The following is a 23,812-nucleotide window of genomic DNA, read 5'->3' as shown; positions in this document are numbered from 1 at the left end:
TGGGTCGGGGTGGGACCACGGTCCCGCGCTGCCGTTGCGCCCCCGTTCCACGGGTGTGAAACCCGCACGCACCCGAATGGGACGGCCCGGACGAGGCGTCTCATTTGCCCGAGACCACCGCGAAACACGACCGAGACACCGGGGCAACGCAGCGCCCGTACCGTTGCCGCATGACCGCGCTCGACCGTGCCATCGCCGACCCGCCCCGGGTGCCGGGCATCGGCACGCGCTCCCCCGTCGACGGGCTGTCCCGGCGGAGCGTCGGCCCGGTCGACGTGCTGGCGCAGTCGGTGTCGGCGGTCGCACCGTCGGCGGCGGCCACCACGATCCCGGTGCTCGTCGCGACCGTCGCCGGGCAGGGCGCGACGTGGTCCCTGCTCGCGGCGATGGCGCTGTCGTTCCTGGTCGGACGCACCGTGAACCAGTTCGTCCGACGCGTGGCGGGCACCGGCTCGCTCTACACCTACGTCTCGCTCGGCCTGGGGCCGGTGGCCGGTGTGGTCGCGGGCGCCGCACTGCTGCTCGGCTACGGGTTCATCGCGATGTTCTCGCTCACCGGCAGCGGCTACTACCTCGACTACCTGCTGTCCCGGTTCGTCCCGACGGCCGGCACCGGCTCCCTGGTCACGGTCGTGGTGGTCACCGCCATGGGTGCCGCGGTGTTCGCCGTCATCGCCCTCGGGGTCCGGTTGTCGACGCGCCTCACCCTGCTCGTCGAGACCCTGTCCGTCGCCGTCATCGTCGTGCTGATCGTCGCCCTGGTCGCACGGCTGCAGCCCGTCGACACGTCCGCCCTCGCACTCGGCCCGACCGCACCGGCGCCCTTCGCGGTGGGCACGGCGCTCGCGGTCACCGCCTTCGTCGGGTTCGAGAGCGCGTCGGTGCTCGGCGTGGAGGCCCGGCGCCCGTTCCAGGCGATCCCCCGCGCGATCTCGTGGACCGTCCTGGTCGCGGGCGTGCTCTACGTCGTGAGCGCTGCCGCCCAGCAGACCGGGTTCGCCGCGATCGGCGCCGACCTCGCCACGAGCGCGTCGCCGGTCAACGAGCTCGCCACGGCCTTCGGCATGCAGTGGGTCGGGTGGGCGCTCGACCTCGGGATCGCCGCCTCGTTCGCCGCGTGCGCGATCGCCTCGACGACGGCGCTCGTCCGCGTGCTGTTCGCGATGGGCCGTGAAGGGGTGCTGCCCGCAGCGCTCGGGCGGGCGTCGCCACGGTTCCGGACACCCTTCGTCGCGGGCGTGCTGGCGTGCTCGTTGCTGACCGCACTGCCGGTCCTCGGGCTCCTCACCGGCATCCCGACCTGGTCCCTGATGGAGGCCGAACTGGTCGTCGCGGCACTCGGGTACCTGACGGCGTACGCGACGACGTGCTTCGCGGCTCCGGTGTTCCTGCGCCGCATCGGCGAGCTGACGACCGGGGTGGCGACCACCGCGGTGACGACCGGTGTCCTGCTCACCGCCGTGCTGCTCACCTACGCCGGGGTCGAGGCCGCATCGCCCCGGTGGCCGGCCGTCGTCCTCGCCGTCGGGGCGGTCACCGCGGTCGTCGTGGCGTTCCTGGTGGCGACCCGTCGGCGACCCTGGCGACGGGGTCGGAGCCGGGCGGTGTACGACGTGCCGGTCGAGGCGGACCTGCTGGGCGCCTCCAGGCCGTCCGCCGGACCCGGTCACGGGACGGGGGTGCGGTGAGCGAACCCGGTCTCCGCGCGCGGCAGCCGAAGGCGATCCAGAACGCCCTCGCGGTGCTCGAGGCGGTCGCGCACGCCGGGCCCGGCGTCACCGCCCAGCAGATCTCGGACGCGCTCGGGATGCCGCGGGCGACCACCTACCGGCTCATCACGCTGCTCGTGGAGGACGAGTACCTGGTGCGGCTGCCGGACCTGCGCGGCTTCGCGCTGGGGCACAAGGTCTCGGAGCTCGCCGGTGTCGCCCCGGCCGCGGCCCCGTCGGTCCCACCACTCCCCCGCGCCGTCCGGTCCGTGCTGGCCGACGTGCGCTCGGCGGTCCGCGCCGGGGTGCACCTGGCCCGGTACGACGCCGACGGGATCTGCGACGTCGACGTCGACCCGGACTTCCCGCTCCTCGACGCGACCGCCCTGCGATCGGCACCCGGGTCGAGCGCGATGGGGCGGCTGCACGCGGCCGGCGGCGCCTCGGCGTCGCAGGTCGGTGCCTTCGTGCGGGGCTTCGGGTGCCTGGCACTGCCCGTCCGCGGCGAGCGCGGTGAGCTCGTGGCGGGGCTGACGTTGTCCGCGCCCGCGGCCCGGGTGGAGTCCCCTGGCCAGGCCCTGGTGCACCTGCGGACGGCGGTCGCGCGGCTCGAGCCCCTGCTCGGCTGAGTTCTCGGCGTCCTCCGAGCGATCTTTTGGCACTCACCAGGGTCGAGTGCTAAAACGGTGGCAGTTGAGTCGAGGGGACTCAACGAGAACCACGAAGGAGTTGATTTCGATGACGATGAACTTCGATCCGTTCCGCGAGCTCGACCGACTCGCGGGTTCGCTCCTCGGCACCGCCGCCGGCCCGCGCTCGATGCCGATGGACCTGTACCGCACCGGGGACCACTACGTCCTCGACGTCGACCTGCCCGGCATCGACCCGGGCTCCGTCGACATCGACGTGGACGGTTCCGTCCTGACCATCCGCGCCGAGCGCACCCTGGGCGCGCCCGAGGGCTCGCAGTGGCTCACCCGTGAGCGCCAGCCCGGCACGTTCGTCCGGCAGCTGACGCTCGGCGACGGCCTGGACGCCGAGCGCATCACCGCCGGGTACGACAACGGTGTGCTGAGCGTCACGATCCCCGTCAAGGAGTCCGCGAAGCCGCGCAAGATCGCCGTCACCGTCGGTGGCGCGTCCGAGCAGCTCGCGGTCGGCTCCGGTGCCGCCGGTTCCGGCGCCGCCGCCGAGTGAGGAGCTGAGCGATGACGTCCGTCCTGCTGAACGCGGTGGTCGCGGTCCTCGTCGTCACCGCGGCGCTCGCGCTGACGAGCCTGGACCGGCGCACCGCCCTGCTCCTCGGGGCCACCGGCAGCCTGACCGGCACGTTCCTGACGTGGGTCGCCGCGCCCCGGCTGTTCGAGCAGTCGCTCCTGGCGCCCTGGGTCGCGGCGGTCCTCGGCACGGCCCTGCTGATCGCGGGGTGGAGCGCTGTCCGCGCCTACTCCGGCATCTTCGAGGCACCGCGCGACGAAGAACCCGAGACGGGGGCACTGATGACCGTGGGCGGGTCCGCCCCGTCGGTGCGGTGACCGCCTGACGGACAGGAGGCCCGGTGCACGTCGTGCGCCGGGCCTCCTGTCATCCGTCGGTCGCGTGGGCGACCGTCGGGACTACTCCTTGTTCAGCTTGTCCTGCACCAGGCCGGCCGTCTTCTCGACGACGTTCGGCAGCTCGGTGGTGCCGTAGAGCCGGACGTCGGGGTGCGTGGGCGGGGGCATCGGGACCGAGGTCGTCGGGCCGTCGTGGTACGAGTACTCGCCCTTGCCGTCGAACGAGGGGCCGCTCGCCCAGGGGCCGTTCTTCGCCTCGGCACCGTCGGAGAAGTTGAGGTACTGGTAGTTGACCTCCTGGTTCTCCTTCGACTGCGGGAAGTTGCTCGGCACGGGGAAGCCCTCGACGCCCTTCTCGCGCAGCTCGGCGGCAGCGGTCGCCCACATGTTCTGGTGCATGGTGTCGCGGGCGATGAGGAACGACAGCAGGTCCCGCACGCCGTGGTCGTCGGTCATGTGGTAGAGCCGGGCGGCCTGCACACGACCCTGCATCTCGGCGTTCTCGTTCGCCGTGAAGTCGGCGAGCAGGTTGCCGCTGGCGGTGATGTACGAGCCCTGCCAGGGGTTGCCGTTGCTGTCCACCGGGCGGGCGCCCGCACCGGCGACGATCGCGTGCTGGACGTCGGTGCCACCGACGATCGCGGCGACCGTGGGGTCGTCCTGCAGCGCGTCCTCGGTGATGCCGAGCGGGGACTTCTCGAGCAGCTGCGCGATCATCGTCGCGAGCATCTCGACGTGGCCCATCTCCTCGGCGCCGATGCCGAACACCATGTCGCGGTACTTGCCGGGGATGTGCATGTTCCACGCCTGGAACTGGTACTGCAGCGCGACGGAGATCTCTCCGTACTGGCCACCGAGCACCTCCTGCAGCTTGCGGGCGTAGATCGCGTCGGGCTTGTCGGGCGTTGCCTTGAACTGGAGTTCCTGCTTGTGGAAGTACAAATCGTGCTCCTTCGTCTCGATCGAGCGATTGCACGGCCGATGGTTCGCCGGGGGCACTGAGCGGCCGTCCAAGGTGGCCGGATCACGCAGAGGGTGTCCCGGATGCGCCGTTCCACGGATCCGGATCAACCGTCGGCTTCACCCGGCAGGACGAGGCCCTTCGGTCGACCGCCCGATGCCCTCGGCCGTCCGGTTGCGCAGGCTTGGGAGCATGCAGACCTCGACCAAGCACACGATCGCCACCCTGCTGCTCTGCGCGGCGATCGTGGTCGCCACCGTCATCGCACTGATGGCCATGGCCCCGCCCGCGTGACGCCGGTACGGCATGGGAGGATCGCTCTCGTGACCGAACGGGGCAGGTTCCTCCGGCCGCTCGCCACCCGGTCGATCGTCATCGACGTGGCCTGGGCGGCCCTGGCGGCGTTCGTGTTCCTGCTGCCCATCGACCTCGAGCTCGAGCACGCGAGCCTCGCCGCGGTCCTGTCGGCCTCGGTGGCGATCGCCCTCCGTCGCATCTCCCCGTCCGCCGCGATGGCGATGGTGGTCGTCCTCGGGGTGATCCAGGTCGGCGGCGGCGAGCGCCCGTCGCTGGTGGACCTCGCGCTGTTCGTCGTGATCGGCACCGCCGCGGTCGTGGGCACCCGCACCGAGGTCGTCGTCTCGGGCGTGCTCGCGGTCGTCGCCGGAGCGGGTGCGACGGTCTACCTGGCGTCAACCGGCTTCCGGTTCCTCGTGCTCATCAACGGCCCGCGCGACCAGGCGTTCCTGGCGATGGCCGCCCCGGTGACCGCGCTGCTCGGGGTCTGGGCGGGCGGGGTCGCCGTCCGGGCCTTCCGCTCGCGCGACCGCGAGTCGGAGCGCCGTGCCGACGCCGAGGCCGCAGCATCACGTGCCGAGGCCGTCGCCACCGAGGCCGAGGCCACCGCCACCCGCGCGATCGACGTCGCCGAGTCCGAACGCATCCGCGCGGACATCGCCCGCGACGTGCACGACGTCGTCGGCCACTCGCTCGCGGTCATCATCGCGCAGGCCGACTCGGTGCCGTTCCTCGACGACGAGGCGCGCATCCGAGCGGTCAGCGCCACCATCGCGAGCACCGCCCGGAGCTCCCTGGTCGAGGTCCGACAGGTCCTCGGACACATCGACGGCTCCGCCGAGGCGACCGGCCCGGGCTCGCTCGAGGAGATCGTGCAGGGCATCCGCGACGCCGGGGTCGACGTCGACCGCACGGTGCGCGGGGTCCCGCTGGCCCTGCGCCCGGACACCGGCACCGCCGCCCGCCGCGTGCTGCAGGAGATGCTCACGAACGCCCTGCGCCACGGCGCCCCCGGCAACCCGGTCGTCGTGCGGGAGACCTGGCGGAACGCCGACCTGGTGCTCGAGGTCGAGAACGTCGCCGGCGACGGCACCACCGCCGGCTCGGGCCGCGGGATCGACGGCATGGACTCGCGCCTCGGCGCCCTCGGTGGGTCGTTCGACGCCGCCGTGCTGGACGACGTGTTCACGGCACGCGCCCGCATCCCGTTCGACGTCCAAGGGGGACCCGTCCGATGACCGAACCGATCAGGATCCTGCTCACCGACGACCAGGCGCTGTTCCGCGCCGGGCTCCGGGTGGTGCTCGACGCCCAGGACGACATGCGCGTGGTCGGCGAGGCCTCCGACGGGGCCGAAGCGCTCGCACTCATCCCCGAGGTGCGCCCCGACGTGGTGCTGCTCGACATGCGGATGGCCGGCATGGACGGCGTGGAGACCGTCCGGCAGCTCTACTCCGGCGCCGTCCCGGGCCCGCTGCCCCGCGTCGTCGTGCTCACCACCTTCGGGCTCGACCCGGCGGCGGCGACCGCGATCCGGCTCGGCGCCAGCGGGTTCCTGCTCAAGGACACCACACCGCCGTTCCTGTTCGCCGCGGTGCGGGCCGTGCACGAGGGCAGCTCGGTCATCGCGCCGAACGACCTCGCGCAGCTGTTCGGCACCGACGTGGCGCGGGCCCCGGCACCGCAGCCGCCGGAGTTCGCGACACTGACCGAGCGGGAGCGCGTCGTGTTCGGGTGGGCGTCCCGCGGGCTCTCGAACGCCGAGATCGCCACCAGGGAGTACGTCACCGAGTCGACGGTGAAGACCCAGATCTCGAGCATCCTGGGCAAGCTGTCACTGCGCGACCGGGTGCAGCTCGTCGTCTACGCACACGACCACGGGCTGGCGGGCACCCGCGAGGACTAGTCCGCGGCGATCCGGTCGAGCCACTCCGCGAGCATCGTCCGCTCGGCTGCCGACAGTCGATCGAGCCGGGGCGCTGCGGCACGGAGCGTGATCGCGGCGCTCGTCACGGCGTCAGTCCCCCGACCGCGACCACCCGGGGCCGCGCCGCCGTCGTCCCTGGTCGGCCCGCTCGGCACGAGGATCCGCCCGAGCACCGCGTCGAGGACGTCATCGGCGAGTGACGGGTCCCGCTCGCCCGCCGGAGCGGCCAGGATCGCGAGCACCGCACCGGTGCCGGCCGCGTGCACGAGCTCGACCGCGCGGTGTTCCGGCACGGCCAGTCGTCCGGCCTCGGCCACCCGCCGGATGCGTTCGGCGAGCAGCGCGGTACCGGCGCGGGCGGCTGCCGACCGACGGCCGCGCTCCGGGTCGCTCAACAGCACGAACAGGTCGGGGTTCGCCAGCCCGAAGCCGATCGTCATCGACCACCCGGTGCGCAGGTCCTCGACGGGGTCGGTCGCCTCGTCACGAGCAGCCCGGACAGCGTCGGCCTTCATCGCCGAGAACGTCGCCATCGCGTGCTCGGCGACCGCTTCGAGCAGACCGTCCTTGTCGCCGAACAGCCGGTAGATGGTCGGTGCCTGGACGCCTGCGCCGTCCGCGACCGCCCGCGTGGTCACCGCCGCGGCGCCGCGTTCACGCAGCATGGTGCCGGCGACCTCGACGATGCGCGCACGCGTCTCGTCGCGCTGGCTTCCCTGCTCGATCACGGAACAACGATAACGGATCTGTGCTATCACTGTGTTACCAGCGATACCGATGCGCTGTTTCCACCGATACGGAGAAGTCATGATCGTCATCACCGGGGCCACCGGAGCCCTCAACGGCGCGACCGCCGACCACCTGCTCGAGCACCTCGCGCCGTCCGACCTGGCGGTGGTGACCCGTGAGCCGGCCCGAGCACAGCGGTTCGCCGACCGCGGCGTCGAGGTCCGCCGCGGCGACTACGCCGAACCGGAGACCCTGCCGGCAGCCTTCGCGGGCGCCGATCAGCTCCTGCTCGTCTCGTCGAGCGACCCGGCCGCCGACGCCGTCGCGCTGCACCGTGCCGCGGTCGACGCAGCCGTGGACGCCGGCGTCGGCCGGGTCCTGTACACGAGCCACCAGGGCGCCGCGCACGGTTCGCCCTTCGTGCCCGCAGCGCACCACGCCGCGACCGAGGACCTGCTCCGCGACTCCGGGCTGCCGTGGACGAGCCTGCGGAACGGCTTCTACGCGCACAGCGCCGCCTGGATGACGGGCCCGTGGCAGGAGACCGGCACGGTGTCCGTCCCCGTCGACGGCCCGGTGTCGTGGACCGCCCGCGAGGACGCCGCCGAGGCAGCCGCCGCGATCCTGCTCGCCGATCAGCCGTTCGACGGGCCGGTGACGCTCACCGCTCCGGACGCGCCGACCTTCGCCGACCTGGCTCGGCAGGCGTCCGAGGTGTCCGGTCGGAGGATCGGGTTCGAAGCCCTGGGCGAGGACGAGTGGCGTGCCCGTGCGCTGGCCGCGGGGCAGGACCCGCACATGGTCGGGTTCCTGCTCGGCATGTACCAGGCCGCCGAGCGGGGCCTGTTCGCCGGCACCGATCCGCTGCTCGGCGAGCTGCTCGGTCGCGCCCCACGGCCGGTGCGCGACCAGCTCAGCTGAGCGCCGCGACCTCGTCGAGGATCGCCTGGACCGCTGCGGGGTCGTGCGCGAACCGTCCGAGGAACAGCCCGCCGATCCGGCCCTGCCCCCGCGTGAGCAGGTCGGGTCCGGCACTGCCGCCGTAGAGGACGGTGCTGCCGTGCAGCTCGGGCCGGGTGGCGAGGTGCTGCTCGATCCCGGCGAGCACCGCCACGATGTGGTCGTCCGGTGCGGGTGCCGGTGCGCCGATCGCCCACACCGGTTCGTAGGCGACGGTCAGGGGTCCGGCGAGACCGTCCGCGACGGCGGTCGAGACGGCCCGGTCGAGCTGCGCGGTCACCGCCGCCACGGCCTCGGTCGGATCGGAGGCCCGGTCCGACTCCCCGACGCAGACCAGCGGACGCAGGTGGTTGCGGAAGGCCGCGTGCACCTTCCCCGCGATCGTCGCGTCGTCCTCGTGGAACAGGGAGCGCCGTTCGGCGTGCCCGATCTCGACCAGGTCGACGCCGATCTCCCGCAGTTCGGCGCCGGAGACCTCGCCGGTGAACGCGCCCGCGTCGGCCCACGACAGGTCCTGCGCGGCGAGGAGCACTCCCGACCCGGAGAGCAGGTCGCGGACGGGCACGAGCGCCGGGAACGTCGGCGCCACGAAGAGCGACGCCGCACCCGAGCGCACCGCGGGGTGTCGCCGGGCGATGTCCGCGACCTCGGCCGCCCACGACAGCGTCCGGGCATGCGAGAAGTACGTCTTCAGCGACACCCCGACGGTGATCACGGCGCGACCGTCTCCACGACGAGGGCGAAGGACAGCGCACCGGGGTCCGCGGTGCCGACGGCCTGGTCGGCGTGGGTGCGCGCCCGGCCCATCTTCGGCACCAGAGACTCCGTGGCGTCGGCGGCTTCGCGGGCGGCACGGACGGCGTCGCCCCAGGCCTCGGCGAGCGCCGCCCCGGCGTCGAGCCGGGTGCGGAGCACCTCCTCGAACGGCACCAGGGCGTCCACCATCGTCTTGTCACCGACGGTGGCGCCGAACGCGAGCACGGCCTCGGTGGCCGCGCGGACCCCCTGCGCGACGGTGGCGCCCGACGGACGCGAGTCGTCCCCGACCACGCGACCCAGCGCCTCCAGGGCGGCACCCCAGATCGCACCGGACGTGCCGCCGGCCTTGTCGGACCAGGCATCCGCGGCGACCAGCAGGACGGTGCCGGCACCGGCACCACGGCTGACCGCGTCCGCGGCTGCGCCGTCGGCGGCGTGCGATCCCCGCTGCATCCCGATGCCGTGGTCACCGTCGCCGGCCACGGCGTCGATGCGCCCGAGTTCGTCGGCGTGCTCGTCGAGGACGGCGCGGACCGCGGCGAACCCGGCGGCGACCTGCTCGGCGGCCGCACGGGACTCGTCGGTCGCCGGGCCGATGCCGACGCCCTCGGCGTCCGCCGCCACGATGGACGGGTCGACCCGCTGTTCGGCGACCGCACCGCCCTTGCGGTAGGCGGGGGTGTCCGCGGGTGCTGCCCAGAGTTCCTCGAGCTCGTCGTCGAGCCAGAACAGCGTCAGGGAGACCCCGGCCATGTCGAAGCTTGTGACGAGTTCGCCGACCTCGGGCTCCACGATGACGACGCCGGCGTCCGCCAGGCGCCGCTGCACCGAGCGGTAGACGACGAAAAGCTCCTCGTACTTGACCGAACCCAGGCCGTTCAGGATGGGGACCACCCGCTGGCCCTCGAGCGTCACGCCGTCGGGCAGTTCGTCCAGCAGCCGGGACACCAGCAGCTCGGCCAGCCCGTCGGCGGTGGGCACGTCCGTCTCGTCGATGCCACGCTCGCCGTGGATGCCCATGCCGACCGCCATCCGGCCCTCGGGCACCGTGAACAGGGGTTCCTCGGCGCCCGGCAGCGAGCACCCGGAGAACGCGACGCCGAAGCTGCGCGTCCGGTCGTTCGCCCGTTCGGCGACGGCGGTGACCGTGTCGAGGTCGTCCCCGCGCTCGGCGGCGGCGCCGGCGACCTTGAAGACGCAGAGGTCACCCGCGATGCCGCGGCGCTTCGCGCGGTCGTCGGCCGGGGCGCTCGTCACGTCGTCGGTGACGCGGACCGTCCGGACCGGGATGCCGTCGGCCTCGAGCGTGCGCGCCGCGGCGTCGAAGTTCAGGACGTCACCGGCGTAGTTGCCGTAGCTGAGCAGCACCCCGCCACCGTGCTCCGCGGCCTTCGCGACCCCGGTGACCTGCTGGGCGCTGGGGCTGGCGAACAGGTTGCCCATCGCGGCACCGGCGGCCAGTCCGTGTCCGACCAGTCCGCCGAACGCGGGGTAGTGCCCCGAGCCGCCACCGATCACGACGGCGACCGTGCCGTCGGGACTCGTGGTGGAGCGGGCGACCCCGCCGTGCACCTTCCGCACCCACCGCTCGTTCGCGGCGACGAAGCCGTCGGTCGCCTCGTCGGCGAAGTCCGCCGGGTCGTTGAACAGTCTGGTCATCGCTTGCTGCCCTTCGGGTCGGTGGTGCGGACGTGCGAGGTGTCGAGCAGTTCGTCGGCCTTGGCCCCGCGGAAGAACTTGGTGCAGAAGATCATCACCGCGGCGACGAACGCCAGGACGCCGAGCGAGACGATGCCGAACGCACCGCTGTCGGTGGGCACCACCTCGTTGATCGCGGTGCGCATGATCGGGGCGACGAACCCGCCGAGGTTGCCGAGCGAGTTGATCAGGCCGATGCCCGCTGCGGCTGCGGCACCGGTCAGGAACGCCGTCGGGTACGCCCAGGTGATCGGGCCGACGGCCAGGAAGCTCGCGACGGCCAGGGTGATGAACAGGATGCCGAGCACCGGCTGCCCGTTCGCACCCGCCCACGCCGAGCCGAGGATCGACAGGCCGGTCGTGACGTAGAACAGGGTGCCCCAGCGACGACGACGTCCGACGGAGTCCGCACGCGACCCGATCAGGTAGCAGGCGACGAGTCCGACGAGCCACGGGATCGCGGACACCAGACCGACCTGCCAGCCGACGTCCTGCCCGAGCAGCGAGGACACCTGCTGCGGCAGGTAGAACGTCGTGCCGTACACCGCGACCTGCAGGCAGAAGTAGATGATCGTGAAGTACCAGACGCGCCCGCTGGCCATCGCGCGCCAGATGCCCTTCGGGCCGTCCTCGCTGCGGGCGGTGTCCTCGCGCTCCATGGCCGCGGTGAGCGACGCCTTCTCGCCCGGTTCGAGCCACTTCGCCTGCTGCGGACTGTTCGTCAGGAACACCAGGGCCGCGATGCCCGCCAGCACCGCGAGGATCCCCTCGCCGGCGAACATGACCTGCCAGCCGTGGAACGGGGTGACCTGGTCACCGACGCTGATGAGGCCGCCGGACAGCGGGGCGCCGATCATCTGCGAGAACGGCTGCGCCAGGTAGAAGATCGCGAACATGCGCACGCGCACCTTGTTCGGGAACCACTCGGACAGGTACATGATCACGCCCGGGAACAGCCCCGCTTCTGTCACTCCGAGGATGAACCGCAGGACGATGAACATCGTGTCGTTCGTCGTGAAGGCGAACAGTGCGGCGACGATGCCCCACGTGACGGCGATGCGGGCGAGCCAGAAGCGCGCACCGAACCGCTTGAGCAGCAGGTTCGACGGGATCTCGAAGATCGCGTAGCCGATGAAGAAGATGCCGGCGCCCAGGGCGAAGGCGGCGTCGGAGATGCCGCGGTCGACGCGCAGGGCCTCTTCGGCGAAGCCGACGTTCGTGCGGTCGAGGAACGCGACGAAGTACAGGATGACGAGCATCGGCATGAGGTGCTTCGTCGCCTTGCCGATGGCGGACTTGAGGCCGGGGTCGTTCGTCGACCCGAGCGCGGGGGCAGGGGGTAGTGACACGGGTTCGCTCCTTTGCGAGCACGGTGCGGTCGTTCTGGCGTCCGGCGGTCGGTTCGGTCGTCCGGACGGGAGGCACGGATCGCGTCGCCCGGTCGGCGCGCGTTCCGTGGGCGGCTGGCCCTAGTGCATGTACAGGCCACCGTCGACGTTGAGCGTCTGGCCCGTGACGAACCCGGCGTCCTCGCTGATCAGGTAGGCGATCGCGGCGGCGATGTCCCGCGGGGTGCCGATGCGCGGCAGCACGCCGTCGGCGGCCATCGCGGCCTTCCGCTCCTCGGACAGGGTGCCGCCCATGATGTCGGTGTCGATCGGACCGGGGGCGATCGCGTTGACGGTGACGCCGCGCGGGCCGAGCTCGCGCGCCAGGCCACGGGTCAGGCCGATCACGCCGGCCTTCGCCACCGTGTACGGGGTCTTGCTGAAGGTGCCGCCGCCGCGCTGGGCGGAGACTGACGACAGGTTCACGATGCGCCCGTAGCCGGACCGCACCATCGACTCCGCCGCCCGCAGGCTGGCGAAGTGCACACCGTCGAGGTTGATCGACAGCACCCGGTGCCACTCCCCCTCGGGCAGGTCGAGGTAGGCGTGCGCGGAGGAGACCCCGGCCAGGTTCACGAGCGCGGTGATCGGCCGGAGTTCGGCCTCGATCGTGTCGAAGGCCGCACGGACGGCGGACTCGTCGGCGACGTTCGCACCGACACCGACGGCCCGCACGCCGTGCTGTTCGCGGATCTCGGCGGCGACCTGCTCGCTCGCCGTCTGGTCGAGGTCGATGATCCCGACGTCCCACCCGGCCTCGGCCAGGTGGTGGGCGGTGGCGCGGCCGATGCCCCGTGGTGAGGCGGCCCCGGTGAGGACGACGGTGCGGTCCCGGTGCTGGCCGGCTGACTGGTTCTGGTCGCTCATGGTGTCCCTCCCGCCTCAGTGGATCGGTGCCGGGCCGAGCTCGTCGAGGAGCTTCTGCATCGCGACGTACGCCTTGTTCCGGTAGGCGACGAGCTCGGGCGTGCGGTCGGCGGGTACCTCGAGGTACCCGGCGCCGGACTTCGTGCCGAGCTCACCGGCGTCGACGTGCTGCTGCAGCGACGGCGGGGTGGCGAAGCGTTCGGGCCAGCGGGTCTGCAGCGACTCGAAGCAGAACGCGTAGACGTCGAGTCCGGCCATGTCGGCGATCGCGAACGGGCCGAAGAACGGCAGGCGGAACCCGAACGTGGTGCGCACGATGGTGTCGATGTCGTCGGGGCTCGCGATGCCCTCGTCGGCGATCTTCGTGGCCTCCTCGAACAGCGCGTACTGCAGGCGGTTCAGGACGAACCCGGTCGAGTCCTTCACCCGTGCGGACTGCTTGCCGGTCGCGGCGACGACGGTCTCGCCGACCTCGATCGCGTGCTCGTTCGTGGTCGGGTGCGGGATGAGCTCGACGCCGGGGATGAACGGTGCCGGGTTCGAGAAGTGCACCCCGAGGAACCGCTCCGGGCCCACGACCGCCTCGGCCAGCGACTCGATCAGGATCGTCGAGGTGTTCGAGCCGATCACGGCGTCGGGGCGGGCGGCCTCGCTGATGCGGCGGAGCGTGGCGTGCTTGATCTCGAGCTTCTCCGGCACGGCCTCCTCGATGAAGTCCGCGTCGGCGACGGCGGCCTCGATCGACTCGGCGGCGCTCAGGTGTGCGCGGACCCGTTCGACGGCGTCCTCGGGGAACAGCCCGTCGGCGACGAACTGCGCGGTCTCGCCGAGCAGCCGCTCCAGGTTCTGCTCGGCGATCTCGGCCGAGACGTCGGCGATCCGGACGGTGTGGCCGGCGAGGGCGAGGACCTGGGCGATCCCGCCGCCCATGTAGCCGGACCCGACGACGGCGATGTCGAGGGTGCTCATCGGATTGCTCCTTCGGTGCTGGTTGCTGCAGTCGGGGTCGCCGTCGCGTCGAGCTTCGTCGTCGCGAGGACGGATCGGATGTACTGCTGGTTGGTGGCGCAGACACCGAGGCTGTCCCCGCCGTACTGCTCGGTCATGACGATCCCGCGGAACCCGTCGGCGACGGCGTCGCGCAGGACCTGGCGGTAGTTGATGAGGCCCGTCTCCATGGTGCTCGGCGCACTCGTCGCCCAGCTGCCGTCGCCGGCCTCGTCACGCGTGTAGTTCTTCACGTGCAGGTAGTTCGTGTGCGGCATGGTCTTCGCGAAGAGCTCCCGCCAGTCCTCGACGGGACGGTGCAGGCGGATGAGGTTCGCGACGTCCGCGTTCAGCCCGACGTTGTCGAGCCCGATCTCCTCGACCAGGCGAACGGCGCTGTCGGCGGTGCCGAGGTACGTGTCCTCGTACAGCTCGAGCGCCATCGGCAGCCCGACGCTCGCAGCGTGTTCGCCGAGCTCCCGCAGTCGCTTGACCGCGGCCTTCCAGACCTCGGGGTCGTCCGGGTCCTTCGGGCCCGGCGCCGTCCAGAACCACAGCGCGCGCTTCTGGGCGTCCGTGAACGGCTGGTGCAGCCCGGTCGAGAAGACCTGCATGCCCCACTCGGCCGCCGCGTCGATGGTGCGGTGGGCGTAGGCGAGGTTCTCCTCCTCGTGCCCGGGCTGGATGACGCTCTTGCGCTGCAGGTGCACCGACGGGATGCCGATGCCGTGCGCCTTCGCGACGGCGAACAGCTCGTCGCGGCGCGAGGGTTCGAGGTCTGCGGGCCGGATGTGGCTGTCGGCGAGTTCGGCGAGCGAGAAGCCGACGGCCTCGATCTGCCCGAACACCTCGTCCCACACCTCGGCGGGGGCGTCGTGGAAGGCCGTCCCGTCACGGGTGACCTGCGCGAACCCGTGCAGGCACGCGGCGATCGGCCAGGTCCCCGACGTCCAGGTGGTGGGGTCCCAATCCTGGTCGACCCAGTCCTGTGGAGTGGTCACGGAATGCTCCCTTGCATGTCGTGGTGGTTCAGCGGTGAACCTCTTTCCTATAGGAAAGATACTCGCACGCCGCCGGAACGCAACCCCTCCGCCTCAGCTCGTGTGGGACGCGTCCGCGCGCGAACGCAACCGGACGGCGTCGATGTGGAGCCGCATCGCAGCGACGGCCGACGTCGGGTCCGCAGCCAGCGCCTCCAGGATGGCCCGGTGCTCCTGGACCGCACGATCCGTGTCGTCCCCGCCACCCTCGACGATCTGCCGCATGCGGTGCACGCGCGTCGTGATGATCTCGGACATCTCCTCGAGGAACGGGTTCCGTGTCGCGTCGAAGATCAGCTGGTGGAACTGCCAGTCGCTGCGGAAGAAGCGGGCCATCAGTTCTTCCGGAGCGTGCGCAGCACCGACGGACGCGACCTCGGCGGCCACCGCAGCCTGCTCGTCGAGCGCTGCCGCCAGTCGCTCGCGCAGGCCGTCGACGTCGCCGCGGGCCGCGAGCTCGACGGCGCCGCTCTCGACGATCAGCCGGGCGTCGAACAGGGCCTCGAGCTGGTCGCCGGCCAGGGGCGGGGAGACCCGGTACCCCTTGTTCGCTTCACGGGTGACGAGGCCGGTGCGTTCGAGCTGCACCAGGGCTTCGCGCACCGGGGTCGGGGACACCCCGAGGGAGCGGGCCAGTCCGTCGATCGACAGCCGCATGCCCGGTTCGACGTCGTGGCCCATCAGGACCTCGAGCACCCGGTCGTAGACGCGGTCGCGCAGGCCGAGCTGCGTGATGCGCTCCGTCCCGAAGCCGGGCATGGTCGTGGACATGGGTCGATCCTAGAGAATCCACGACTCGGGCTCGGTGGGAGGCCCCCGGCCCACGCTGCACCATCACGGCCGTCACCCGCTTTGACGTCGCCTCGACCACGCGCTCATGTCGCCCATGGGCCTGCTCGAATGCCGCTCCTAGCGCGCCGATATGGCGCCCTTATGTCAGATTACGGCTGCCGGTTGGATGCGATCGTTCCACTTCACCCCCTCTCTGGTCGAGGCGGCTTGCGGAGGCCGCTCGAGCGCGTAGCGCCTGACGCCCCTCACTGGGAATCTTCGCCGGACACGTATACCGGAATGCCCTGTTCAAGTAGGACACTGCCGAGTTGTGGTGGTTGTCGGAGCCGGAACGTGCAGCGGTGGAGGACCGCTCAACGGACAGCACCAAGAGGACTAGGGGTACGGCGCTTGATGTGCTAGATAGTGTGTTCGGTCCATTCCACCTCGGTGCGGGTGGTGGTTTCGGCGGACGTTTCGTAGCCCGGAGGATGCTGCCGGCTGGGTCGGGCAACTCCTCACTCGGATCGATGAAGAGGTGTTCACCGACGGCTTGGGACGGGGACGCATCCGGGAAGATCGCGGCGGCGAGAGCTACGTCGTCGTCGCGAACTACGGATGGCATCAGACCGAAACCGCAGAACACGCACGCCTCACCGCCGGCGACGACCGAGCGCCATCAGATCTCGTTCGGTGGCGGCTGACCACCGAGATGTGCCACGTCTAACGCTCCTCGCCATTGTTCATGTCGATCGACGCCAACGCAGCTTCTTCAATTAGACGGTGGAATGTCCCCAAAATTGCTACCATCTGAATCCGAGGGTCCAGACGAACTATGGCGTTGAGTCACCACGAAGAAAATCAGCCAAGCCGTAAAGGAAACAAGGATGGCACCGGAGGCTGCTAACCAGAGAGGCAAGCCGACGTAGCCGCCAATCACCGCAAGGACCAACCCACCGAAACCAAATAATGAGGCTGCACCCGACTGCGATCGTTGTGACTGCATGTCCACTTCCCTACCTCCGACGCTTAACGTACGCGATTGCAACGCTAGCTAATCTCCAAAGAGAGAAAATCACTACGACAAAGCCGACCATCCATATTGGTAAGCCAGCGCTTCCAATATGACTCCCTCCTGGAACGACAATCGATATAATACCAAGCGTTAGCGCTCCAGCCCCCAAGATTAAAGGTGGGACCAGACAGCCTCTGAAATTAAATAACTGCCGGAGCGCCAGTCTAGTTAGAAGAGACGAAGCCCCTCCCAACAAGGTAGGGGCTTCACTCACATGCCCTGCAACGCGATTCCTGAGAATACGCTTATGACTCCTAGTAACCCACCCAAAGCACCAACAAGCATCATTGGCATCTTCTTTCGAAAAAGGATACCGGTGCGCCGGTAGTCGACCACAAAGGACACGACAGAAACACCCAGGAGGATTACCCCAAGAGCCCATCCTGCAATTACTATTGCCATAACGGAAGGCATAGCCTACTTTTTACTACGCGCCTTTGTTATGAAATAGCCAATAATCCCAATCACTACAATCACGATTATTGCCATAGCAATGGGATTGACGCCATCTCCGCTATACATATCAACCTTCCCAAGTCTCAGCCAGCAATTTGAACACTGCCACCGTACTCCGCTGCACAGAAGCCTGTTGAGTAACTCGATCCAAACGACGCGGAGACATCTCCACTCTCAGAGACACTAGCGCTTCCGATCCCCAGGGAGCATGAAGCGCTGGCTCCATGCCCGGTGCCGACGTCACCGCTGGTTGCCCCACCTGAAGCTGAGACACCGGGAGAGCCGACGCCGAACCCGCCGGTTAGAGCGACGTTACCCTGCGGGTCAAACTCCACGCCCAACGATAGGCAGGCGTAATAGCAACCCGTCACTCCCCCTGTGAATGCAAATCGGCCTGACGGATCGATCGAGTTGATCGGATCATCGCCTGCGTATGCGTAACGATTCGCGTTGCTCGGGCTGAGGGGTGCGTCGAGGGTGTCGCGTTCGATCCAGGCGCCGGTGGTGGCGGACTGCCACCGGTAACCGAACTTGGTGAGTCCGGTGTCGGTGTTGCTGGCGCGGATGCCGGCCTTGTACCCGTAGGGGTTCTGCTGCCACTGCGCGCTGCTGTCGCCGTCGGCGGCGACCTGCTCCTTGCCGTATGCGTCGTACGTCACCTTGTACGCGACAGTCCCAGTGTCCTTGAGGGATGCAACCGGGTTCCCGATCCCGTCGAGGACGTACATGCTCGTCGTACCGTCCGTGGTCCGCAAGTCCAGCGGCTGACCGGTAGTCGGGTCACTGATCACCGCGGCCGTACCGGTGCCGACGAGCTCGCGGCTGCTGATCACGGGGACACCGTTCGAGTCAGATGTGCCATAGGTATAGCCGTACTCCGCTCCCCCTTCAGTCGCCTGGTGAAGCAGCTTGTTCATGTCCGCACCGGCGTACTCGTACGTGGTCTTCTTGCCGTCCTTCGTCGAGGACGTCATCTGCTGCGCACCGTTGTACGTGTACGTCGCACCGGGCGAAGCAGTCATGTTGCCGGTCTTGTCATACGCGTACCCGGTGGTGGTGATCTGGCCGAGCGCGTTGTAGCTCAGCTGCTGGTCACTGACCGTCGCCTCCGTCGTGGCGTTGGTTGCGGTGACGCGGGTGCGGTTGCCGGCCTTGTCGTAGGTGAAGGCCCAGTTGGTGGGGGTGTCGCCGCCGGACTGGGTGATCTTCGTCAGTCGGCCGGAGGTGTACTCGTACTTCGTGGCTTGCCCGGAACCGTCGCGGATCCACTGCAGCTTGCTGCGGTCCTTGGACTTGTCGCTGTCGTCGCAGGTGCCGTCAGAGGGTGCCTCGAACTGGTAGCAGTACTTCGTGTTCACCTCGAGCGTGGTGTCCTTACCGGTCCACGCCTTGATGTGGGTGATCTTGCCGGAGGAGTCGTACTCAACCCATTGGTGCCCCGTCCACGACGCCGGTTCCACACCGGGGGTCGCGTTGCTGGGAGCGCCGAGCCATGTATTGGTGCGTCGGCCGTGGTCGTCGACCTTGTAGATCTGCTTCGCCGTGCCCGCAGTGGTCGGGTACGTCGTCGCGGTGAGCACGTTCGACGGGTCGTACTCGTGGGTCACCTGCCCCTGCGCGTCCGTCACCGTGACGGTGTTGCCCGCGAGGTCGTAAGCGTAGGAGACCGTTCCGCCACCGGCGGTGTTCACCGTGGAGGTGAGGCGGTTCCGCTGGTCGTACGTGTTGGTGATGGTGCCGGTTGCGGAAGTCTCGGAGAGGAGGTTGCCGTTGCCGTCGTACGACCTGGTCACCGTTGCGGTGCCGTCACTGAAGGCAATCGAAGTGGTCCGGTCGTCGTTGTCGTACCCGTAGGTGGTCGTGTTGCCGCGCCCGTCGGTCTGGGTCCGGACACGTCCGAACGCGTCGTACGTGTACTCCTTCGCGCCGACGATGTCAGTGTTGCTCGAGGGGTTGTTCGGTGCGGTGACCTTCTTGAGCTGCTTGTTCTCGTACTCGTACTTCGTAGGGTTACCGCCATTGCCGGGTGCCGTCGCGGTCTTCACGGTTCCGTCGGAGTTGTACTCAAGCTCCGCCTTCGCCGCATCCGCACCCGAACCGGTGCTGGTCGAGGTCTGATTGCCGACACCGCTGTACTCATACGACGTGCTGTCGCCAGCGGAATCGGTAGTCGAGGACGGAAGGTACTTGTTGGCAGCCCCCGGCGCGTCATAGGTCGCCGACGACGACGAACCGGAGCTGCTCGTGCTCTTCGTCAGCGACTGGCTCTCGTTCTTGCCGTACTCGTTCGTCGACTCCGACTGCGCAGAGTCTCCCGTGCCGTCTTCCTTACCGACGGTTGCAGTGGTGACTCCGTTGTTCGCCGAGTTGTACTCGCGGCCCCGCTCCCGGTCCGCCGGATCAACGGCCTTCTTCACCAGGTCGGTTTCGTAGAGCGTGTACGTGGTGTGCTTGGCGTCCGCAATCGCTGCCGACTGATCAGAGCGCGGGTCTGCAACCAGTGTCGTGTTGTCGTCCTTGAAGGAGAACCGTGTCACGGCGGTGCCCGGGGAACCGGCTGTGGTGTTGCGCTGCTCGACCTTGGTGATCCGGTCGGACGAGTCGTACGTGAACATCGTCACGCCACCCTCGGGTGCGGTGATCGAGGTGAGGTCGCCGTTGGTGTATCCGAACGTGGTCTGCTTGCCGGTGGCGTCCGTGTAGGTGGCGATGTCGCCGGTGCTGTTCTTCGCCCATGAAACCGACCGGGCACTCGACCCGGAGCCCTGCGTGAAGGTCTGCGTTCGGTTCGCGTACGACGACGTCGCGGTCTTCTGCGCCGCCGTGCCAGCGGTGGAGACGAGGCTGGTCAGCTTGTAGCGGTCATCGGTGTCGAACGTGAAGTCGACGATGTTGCCATTACGGTCCTTCACCTTGGTGGGCTGCCCCGCAAGGTTGAACACCGTGGCCTGGTTCGTCGTCCAACCCTTCAGCTGGTACTGCGAGCTCTCCCCCGCCGGCGTCACCCGGGTCAGGGTCTGCTGCAAACCGGCCGGGCTGATGAACGCACCCTGCGCCCCCGACGGCCGGAACTGCCACGCTGTCCCCACGGCGTCGGTGTAGATGACACCGTCGGCGTTCGCGGTGAGATCCCCCGCCCCGGCGAGGCTGTACTGCCACCGGTTCGCATCCATCGTGTTGACGTCCCCGACCGTGGTGCTGCGCGAGTTGTACGCGACGCCGATCGGCGTCGAGCTCGTCGCCCCAGGCAATGACATAGCCGACGTGGTGACCAGCAGGTTGCCGGTTCCAACGTCGACGGAAGCGTTGGTCTGGTCCGTGATCGGGAACGGCAACGTCGTCGCCGAGGTCCGCTGACCGGTCCGGTTCGTGTTGCCCGGGCCACCAGGGAGCGAGTTGTACGCGCCCTGCAGGTCGACGAGGTAGTTCATCGCCGCCGTGCCCATGTTCTTGATGCGGATCTTCCCGTTCGCACCGACCGGAGCGACCACCGTGTTCGTCATCTTGGACGTCGCGTCGCTGCTGATCGCAGACGACTCCGGCTCCGCCGCACCGTCGGCCCACATCTTCGCGTACGAGTCAGCACCGCTGTCGTTGACCGCGGTGAACGTGACGGCCACCGCGGACAGGCCGCCCTCGACCGTGGGAGCGCCCTGGACGCCGCCGACCTGGATCGTGAACGATGCGCCCGAGGCGATGCTCGAGCCGTTGCGGGTATCGATGAGGCGACCGTTCAGCGGGGTGAACCCACCGCCCGGGTTCGACTTGAGGAAGTAGCCCTGGATGTCGACGACGAGGTCGATCTTCCCGCCCTCCGCGGCAGTGTCGATGCTGAACCTGCCGTCAGCACTCAACGCGACCTGCGCGTTCATCGCGGTCGTCTGGCCCTCGTTCGAGTTGTAGTTGAGGACACCCGTGCTGCGGGTCTCACCGGTCGGGGTGGGACGGACGTAGCCGGCCTTGGCCTCACGGTTGATCACGATGATGTTCACCGCGACCGCCGCAGCACCCGCCGGGATACCGTTCGAGCCGGTCGCCTGGATGGTGCGCTGCGAACCAGCAGGGATCAGCCCCGGCGCGGCACCGATGCCGCCACGCGAGTCCAGGACACGGGAGGGAGACATCGCCACGAACCCACCGGCGGAGACACCGTTCTTCGTCGAGGTGTAGTACCCGGTGACGTCGATGATGACCTTCGACTGCGCCGTCTCGGTCCGCACCTGGATCGTGCCGTCATCCGCGACCGCGAGCAGACCCGTGTTCGACGTGTTCCCGCCGACACCGGAGTTGTAGATCATCATCAGCGTCGTCGTGTCGGCATCGTCGGCGCGCATCTGCAGCTGCCCCGACCCCGACGGGTCAGCGATCGTGACCATCATCGTCACCGCGCCGATCCCCGACGACGGCAGTCCGGCGACTCCGGCGACCTTGACGGTGCGGAACACGCCCTTCTCCGTCGCACCACCCAACACGCGGGCGTTGGAGGGCATCGGCACGTACTGCCCGCCCGTCCCGGTCACCGCCGCCTGCGCTGGCGTCGGCTGTGACACCACCACCAGCAACGAACCCAGCAGCGCGACCAACGTCACCACCGCCAGCATCACTCCACGAACACGACCAGACAACGACGCAGCGAACACGCGGTAAAACCCCTCATGGCCACACCAGCTCAGCAGTCCCCATGACGGCGCTGTGCAACCAATCAGAACGGTACGGAGCATCCCTCACGCTCGCTCCCCCAGATAGGGGGGTCGAAAGTTGCAGGACGAAACCGATGCGGTCCTGCACCCCACCCCCCTGCGGAGCAGGACGGTAGCGTGCCGCCATCACTGGGGGGACACCGGACTCGACGACGAGCAGATCGCGTTCGTGCAGCAGACGCTCCCCGATGCCGTCGTCGTGGCCGATGACTCCTGGGGGCTCCTCGACACGAGGGTCCTGCACGTCCGCGCTGGCGACGACGGCTTCACCGTGAAGGCCTCCGGCCCGACCAACACCCACTTCCCCCGCGAGCTCGAAGCACACCGCACCGCCACCGCCGCACTCCGAGCCAGCGGGGACACCGGTGCCCTCGTCGCCGCGAACAAGGAGCACCGCGTCCTCGTGCTCGAACGCGTCCCCGGGCACCTCGCCCTCGGGACCCCGGACGAGCACGACACCGACGTCCACCGTCAGGCCGGAGCACTGCTCCGACGGCTGCACGACCAGGACACCCGCCACGACCCGACGTTCCTGCAGCACGAGCAGGCGAAGGCACTGGCCGCGCTCGACGCCCCGCACCGGATCCCCGACGACGTGGTCGCCCGCGCGCGAGCAGCACTGCGCGCACTCCCGACCGACCACACGACGCAGTCCCTCGTCCCGACCCACGGCGACTTCCACCCGCGCAACTGGATCGTGGACGACGGACGGCTCCGCGTCATCGACTTCGGCCGGTTCGGCTGGCGCCCGGCGTCCTTCGACCTCACCCGCCTCGCGGTGCTCCACTGGCAGCACGATCCCGCCCTCGGAGCGGCGTTCTTCGACGGGTACGGCGACGACCCGCGCACTGCGGACGCGTGGCGCTGGCTGCAACTCCGCGAAGCAGTGGGCACCGCGACCTGGGCCTACGCGGTCGGCGACGAGGGCTTCGAGGCCCAGGGCCACGACATGCTCCGCCGCGCCCTCGCGGCCTTCTGACGGTCAGGCCCGGACGCCGCTCACGGCACCCGCACGAACCGCGGCGCCCCACGGTCCCGCAACCGGAACCCCAGGTGCTGGTACAGCCCGATCGCCCCGGTGTTCCCGGCGGCCGCGTGCATCAGCGGGGTCTCCCCACGCTCCCGTATCCCGTGCGCGACGGCGAGCACGAGCCGCCGACCGAACCCCTGCCCCCGGTACGCCTCGTCCGTGCACACCGCGCTGATCTCGGCCCACCCCGGCGGGTGCAGGCGCTCCCCCGCCATCGCGACGAGCCGTCCGTCCCGCCGGATGCCCAGGTACGTGCCGAGCTCGATCGTCCGCGGCAGGAACGGCCCCGGCTTCGTCCGCTCCACCAGGGCGGTCATCTCCGGCACGTCGTCGGGCGTCAGCACGACGGCTTCGGGATCCGGCGCACCCTCGATCGCCTCGCCGGTCAGCTGCACGCCGCCGGCACCCTCGACGAGCTCCCACCCCTCGGGCAGGACGGCAGCCGCACCGACGCCGAGCATCCCTCCCGACCCGAGCAGCGACCGGACGTCCTCCCAGTCCTGCGCGGTGGGTCGCTCGGGGATGCCCGTCCACACCGACACGTCGGTCTGGTAGCGGACGACGTCGCCGCGCCGCTCGGCGAACCGCGCGTGGTGGCTGTTCAGCGCGGCCATGGCGGGTGCGTCGAGCATGCGTGTCGGGGTGCCGTCGTCGGCGATGGTCAGGTCGAGCGTCCGGAGTGCCTCGCCGCGGGAGTCTCCGCCGCGGAACCCGAGGTCCTCGATCCGCCGTCGATCGCCGTCCGCCCACCCGGCGGTGTCCGCGACGACACCGGAGGCGTAGTGGTTCGCGGCACGGTGGACGACCAGCTCGACGTCCGCTGCCGAGGCCACGAGGACCTCTCCGGGTCGGGGCAGCGCGGTCGAGGTCGGCGCAGTCGTCGTCATCCCACCATTCTCCGC

General features: G+C 69.7%; 19 protein-coding genes. 8 read left to right on the top strand and 11 right to left on the bottom strand.

Annotated elements, in window-relative coordinates:
* Window positions 1-170: 170 nt before the first annotated feature.
* The 4 genes from BIU91_RS04680 to BIU91_RS04665 all read left to right on the top strand — a co-directional run bounded on the left by BIU91_RS04680 (window position 171) and on the right by BIU91_RS04665 (window position 3,244).
* Window positions 171-1,688 carry an APC family permease gene (locus BIU91_RS04680; RefSeq protein WP_071404426.1) on the top strand — a complete coding sequence of 506 codons (1,518 nt, stop codon included), beginning with the start codon at window positions 171-173 and terminating at the stop codon, window positions 1,686-1,688.
* Window positions 1,685-2,338 carry a helix-turn-helix domain-containing protein gene (locus BIU91_RS19155; RefSeq protein WP_253183689.1) on the top strand — a complete coding sequence of 218 codons (654 nt, stop codon included), beginning with the start codon at window positions 1,685-1,687 and terminating at the stop codon, window positions 2,336-2,338. The genes BIU91_RS04680 and BIU91_RS19155 overlap by 4 nt, the downstream gene beginning before the upstream one ends.
* Before the next feature lie 109 nt (window positions 2,339-2,447).
* Entirely contained in the window at window positions 2,448-2,906 is a 459-nt protein-coding gene (locus tag BIU91_RS04670) for an Hsp20/alpha crystallin family protein (RefSeq protein WP_071404425.1), read from the top strand.
* Window positions 2,907-2,917: 11 nt separating this feature from the next.
* Window positions 2,918-3,244 carry a hypothetical protein gene (locus tag BIU91_RS04665; protein WP_071404424.1) on the top strand — a complete coding sequence of 109 codons (327 nt, stop codon included), beginning with the start codon at window positions 2,918-2,920 and terminating at the stop codon, window positions 3,242-3,244.
* Between the two features lie 81 nt (window positions 3,245-3,325).
* Here BIU91_RS04665 and BIU91_RS04660 read toward each other — a convergent pair whose 3' ends face one another.
* Entirely contained in the window at window positions 3,326-4,207 is an 882-nt protein-coding gene (locus BIU91_RS04660) for a manganese catalase family protein (protein WP_071404423.1), read from the bottom strand.
* Between the two features lie 342 nt (window positions 4,208-4,549).
* On the opposite strand from BIU91_RS04660, the gene BIU91_RS04655 reads away from it, so the two are divergent.
* Both BIU91_RS04655 and BIU91_RS04650 read left to right on the top strand, forming a co-directional pair.
* On the top strand, window positions 4,550-5,761 hold the full coding sequence (locus BIU91_RS04655) for a histidine kinase (RefSeq protein ID WP_253183688.1): 1,212 nt from the start codon (window positions 4,550-4,552) through the stop codon (window positions 5,759-5,761).
* Window positions 5,758-6,429, top strand: a complete 672-nt coding sequence (locus tag BIU91_RS04650; RefSeq protein WP_071404422.1) for a response regulator transcription factor — start codon at window positions 5,758-5,760, stop codon at window positions 6,427-6,429. The genes BIU91_RS04655 and BIU91_RS04650 overlap by 4 nt, the downstream gene beginning before the upstream one ends.
* On the opposite strand, the gene BIU91_RS04645 is transcribed toward BIU91_RS04650, so the two are convergent.
* Window positions 6,426-7,178, bottom strand: coding sequence for a TetR/AcrR family transcriptional regulator (locus BIU91_RS04645; RefSeq protein WP_071404421.1), 753 nt, complete (start codon window positions 7,176-7,178; stop codon window positions 6,426-6,428). The two genes, BIU91_RS04650 and BIU91_RS04645, sit on opposite strands and share 4 nt — an antisense overlap.
* A 79-nt stretch (window positions 7,179-7,257) precedes the next feature.
* On the opposite strand from BIU91_RS04645, the gene BIU91_RS04640 reads away from it, so the two are divergent.
* The gene (locus tag BIU91_RS04640; protein ID WP_071404420.1) at window positions 7,258-8,100 is read left to right on the top strand and encodes an NAD(P)H-binding protein; all 843 of its coding nucleotides are present in this window, start codon (window positions 7,258-7,260) and stop codon (window positions 8,098-8,100) included.
* On the opposite strand, the gene BIU91_RS04635 is transcribed toward BIU91_RS04640, so the two are convergent.
* From BIU91_RS04635 to BIU91_RS04595, 8 genes are all read right to left on the bottom strand, one after another.
* Window positions 8,093-8,854: a triose-phosphate isomerase family protein gene (locus tag BIU91_RS04635; RefSeq protein WP_071404419.1), complete on the bottom strand. Its 762-nt coding sequence runs from the start codon at window positions 8,852-8,854 to the stop codon at window positions 8,093-8,095. The genes BIU91_RS04640 and BIU91_RS04635 overlap by 8 nt on opposite strands.
* Window positions 8,851-10,557, bottom strand: coding sequence for a dihydroxyacetone kinase family protein (locus tag BIU91_RS04630; protein ID WP_071404418.1), 1,707 nt, complete (start codon window positions 10,555-10,557; stop codon window positions 8,851-8,853). Before BIU91_RS04630 ends, BIU91_RS04635 begins: the two co-directional genes overlap by 4 nt.
* On the bottom strand, window positions 10,554-11,945 hold the full coding sequence (locus tag BIU91_RS04625; protein WP_071404417.1) for an MFS transporter: 1,392 nt from the start codon (window positions 11,943-11,945) through the stop codon (window positions 10,554-10,556). Before BIU91_RS04625 ends, BIU91_RS04630 begins: the two co-directional genes overlap by 4 nt.
* A gap of 120 nt (window positions 11,946-12,065) precedes the next feature.
* Window positions 12,066-12,851 carry an SDR family oxidoreductase gene (locus tag BIU91_RS04620; RefSeq protein WP_071404416.1) on the bottom strand — a complete coding sequence of 262 codons (786 nt, stop codon included), beginning with the start codon at window positions 12,849-12,851 and terminating at the stop codon, window positions 12,066-12,068.
* A 15-nt stretch (window positions 12,852-12,866) separates the two neighbouring features.
* Window positions 12,867-13,820 carry a 3-hydroxyacyl-CoA dehydrogenase family protein gene (locus BIU91_RS04615; RefSeq protein ID WP_071404415.1) on the bottom strand — a complete coding sequence of 318 codons (954 nt, stop codon included), beginning with the start codon at window positions 13,818-13,820 and terminating at the stop codon, window positions 12,867-12,869.
* Window positions 13,817-14,839 carry a TIM barrel protein gene (locus tag BIU91_RS04610; protein WP_071404414.1) on the bottom strand — a complete coding sequence of 341 codons (1,023 nt, stop codon included), beginning with the start codon at window positions 14,837-14,839 and terminating at the stop codon, window positions 13,817-13,819. The genes BIU91_RS04615 and BIU91_RS04610 overlap by 4 nt, the downstream gene beginning before the upstream one ends.
* A 93-nt stretch (window positions 14,840-14,932) precedes the next feature.
* Window positions 14,933-15,649 carry a GntR family transcriptional regulator gene (locus tag BIU91_RS04605; protein WP_017887786.1) on the bottom strand — a complete coding sequence of 239 codons (717 nt, stop codon included), beginning with the start codon at window positions 15,647-15,649 and terminating at the stop codon, window positions 14,933-14,935.
* 1,614 nt (window positions 15,650-17,263) lie between these two features.
* A complete protein-coding gene (locus tag BIU91_RS04595; protein ID WP_171907778.1) occupies window positions 17,264-21,769 on the bottom strand; it encodes an RHS repeat-associated core domain-containing protein in 4,506 nt (1,501 codons plus the stop codon).
* Window positions 21,770-22,049: 280 nt separating this feature from the next.
* On the opposite strand from BIU91_RS04595, the gene BIU91_RS04590 reads away from it, so the two are divergent.
* Window positions 22,050-22,859 (top strand): aminoglycoside phosphotransferase family protein, encoded by an 810-nt coding sequence (locus tag BIU91_RS04590; RefSeq protein WP_171907777.1) that lies wholly within the window; start codon window positions 22,050-22,052, stop codon window positions 22,857-22,859.
* Between the two features lie 20 nt (window positions 22,860-22,879).
* Here the strand turns inward: BIU91_RS04590 and BIU91_RS04585 are convergent, their stop codons facing one another.
* The gene (locus tag BIU91_RS04585; protein WP_216099643.1) at window positions 22,880-23,797 is read right to left on the bottom strand and encodes a GNAT family N-acetyltransferase; all 918 of its coding nucleotides are present in this window, start codon (window positions 23,795-23,797) and stop codon (window positions 22,880-22,882) included.
* Between the last annotated feature and the right edge of the window lie 15 nt (window positions 23,798-23,812).

The organism is Curtobacterium sp. MMLR14_002, assembly GCF_001864975.1.
Taxonomy (GTDB): Bacteria; Actinomycetota; Actinomycetes; order Actinomycetales; family Microbacteriaceae; genus Curtobacterium; species Curtobacterium flaccumfaciens.
The sequence above is the reverse complement of the archived record's forward strand: the minus strand, read 5'-3'. Positions and strand labels throughout refer to the sequence as shown.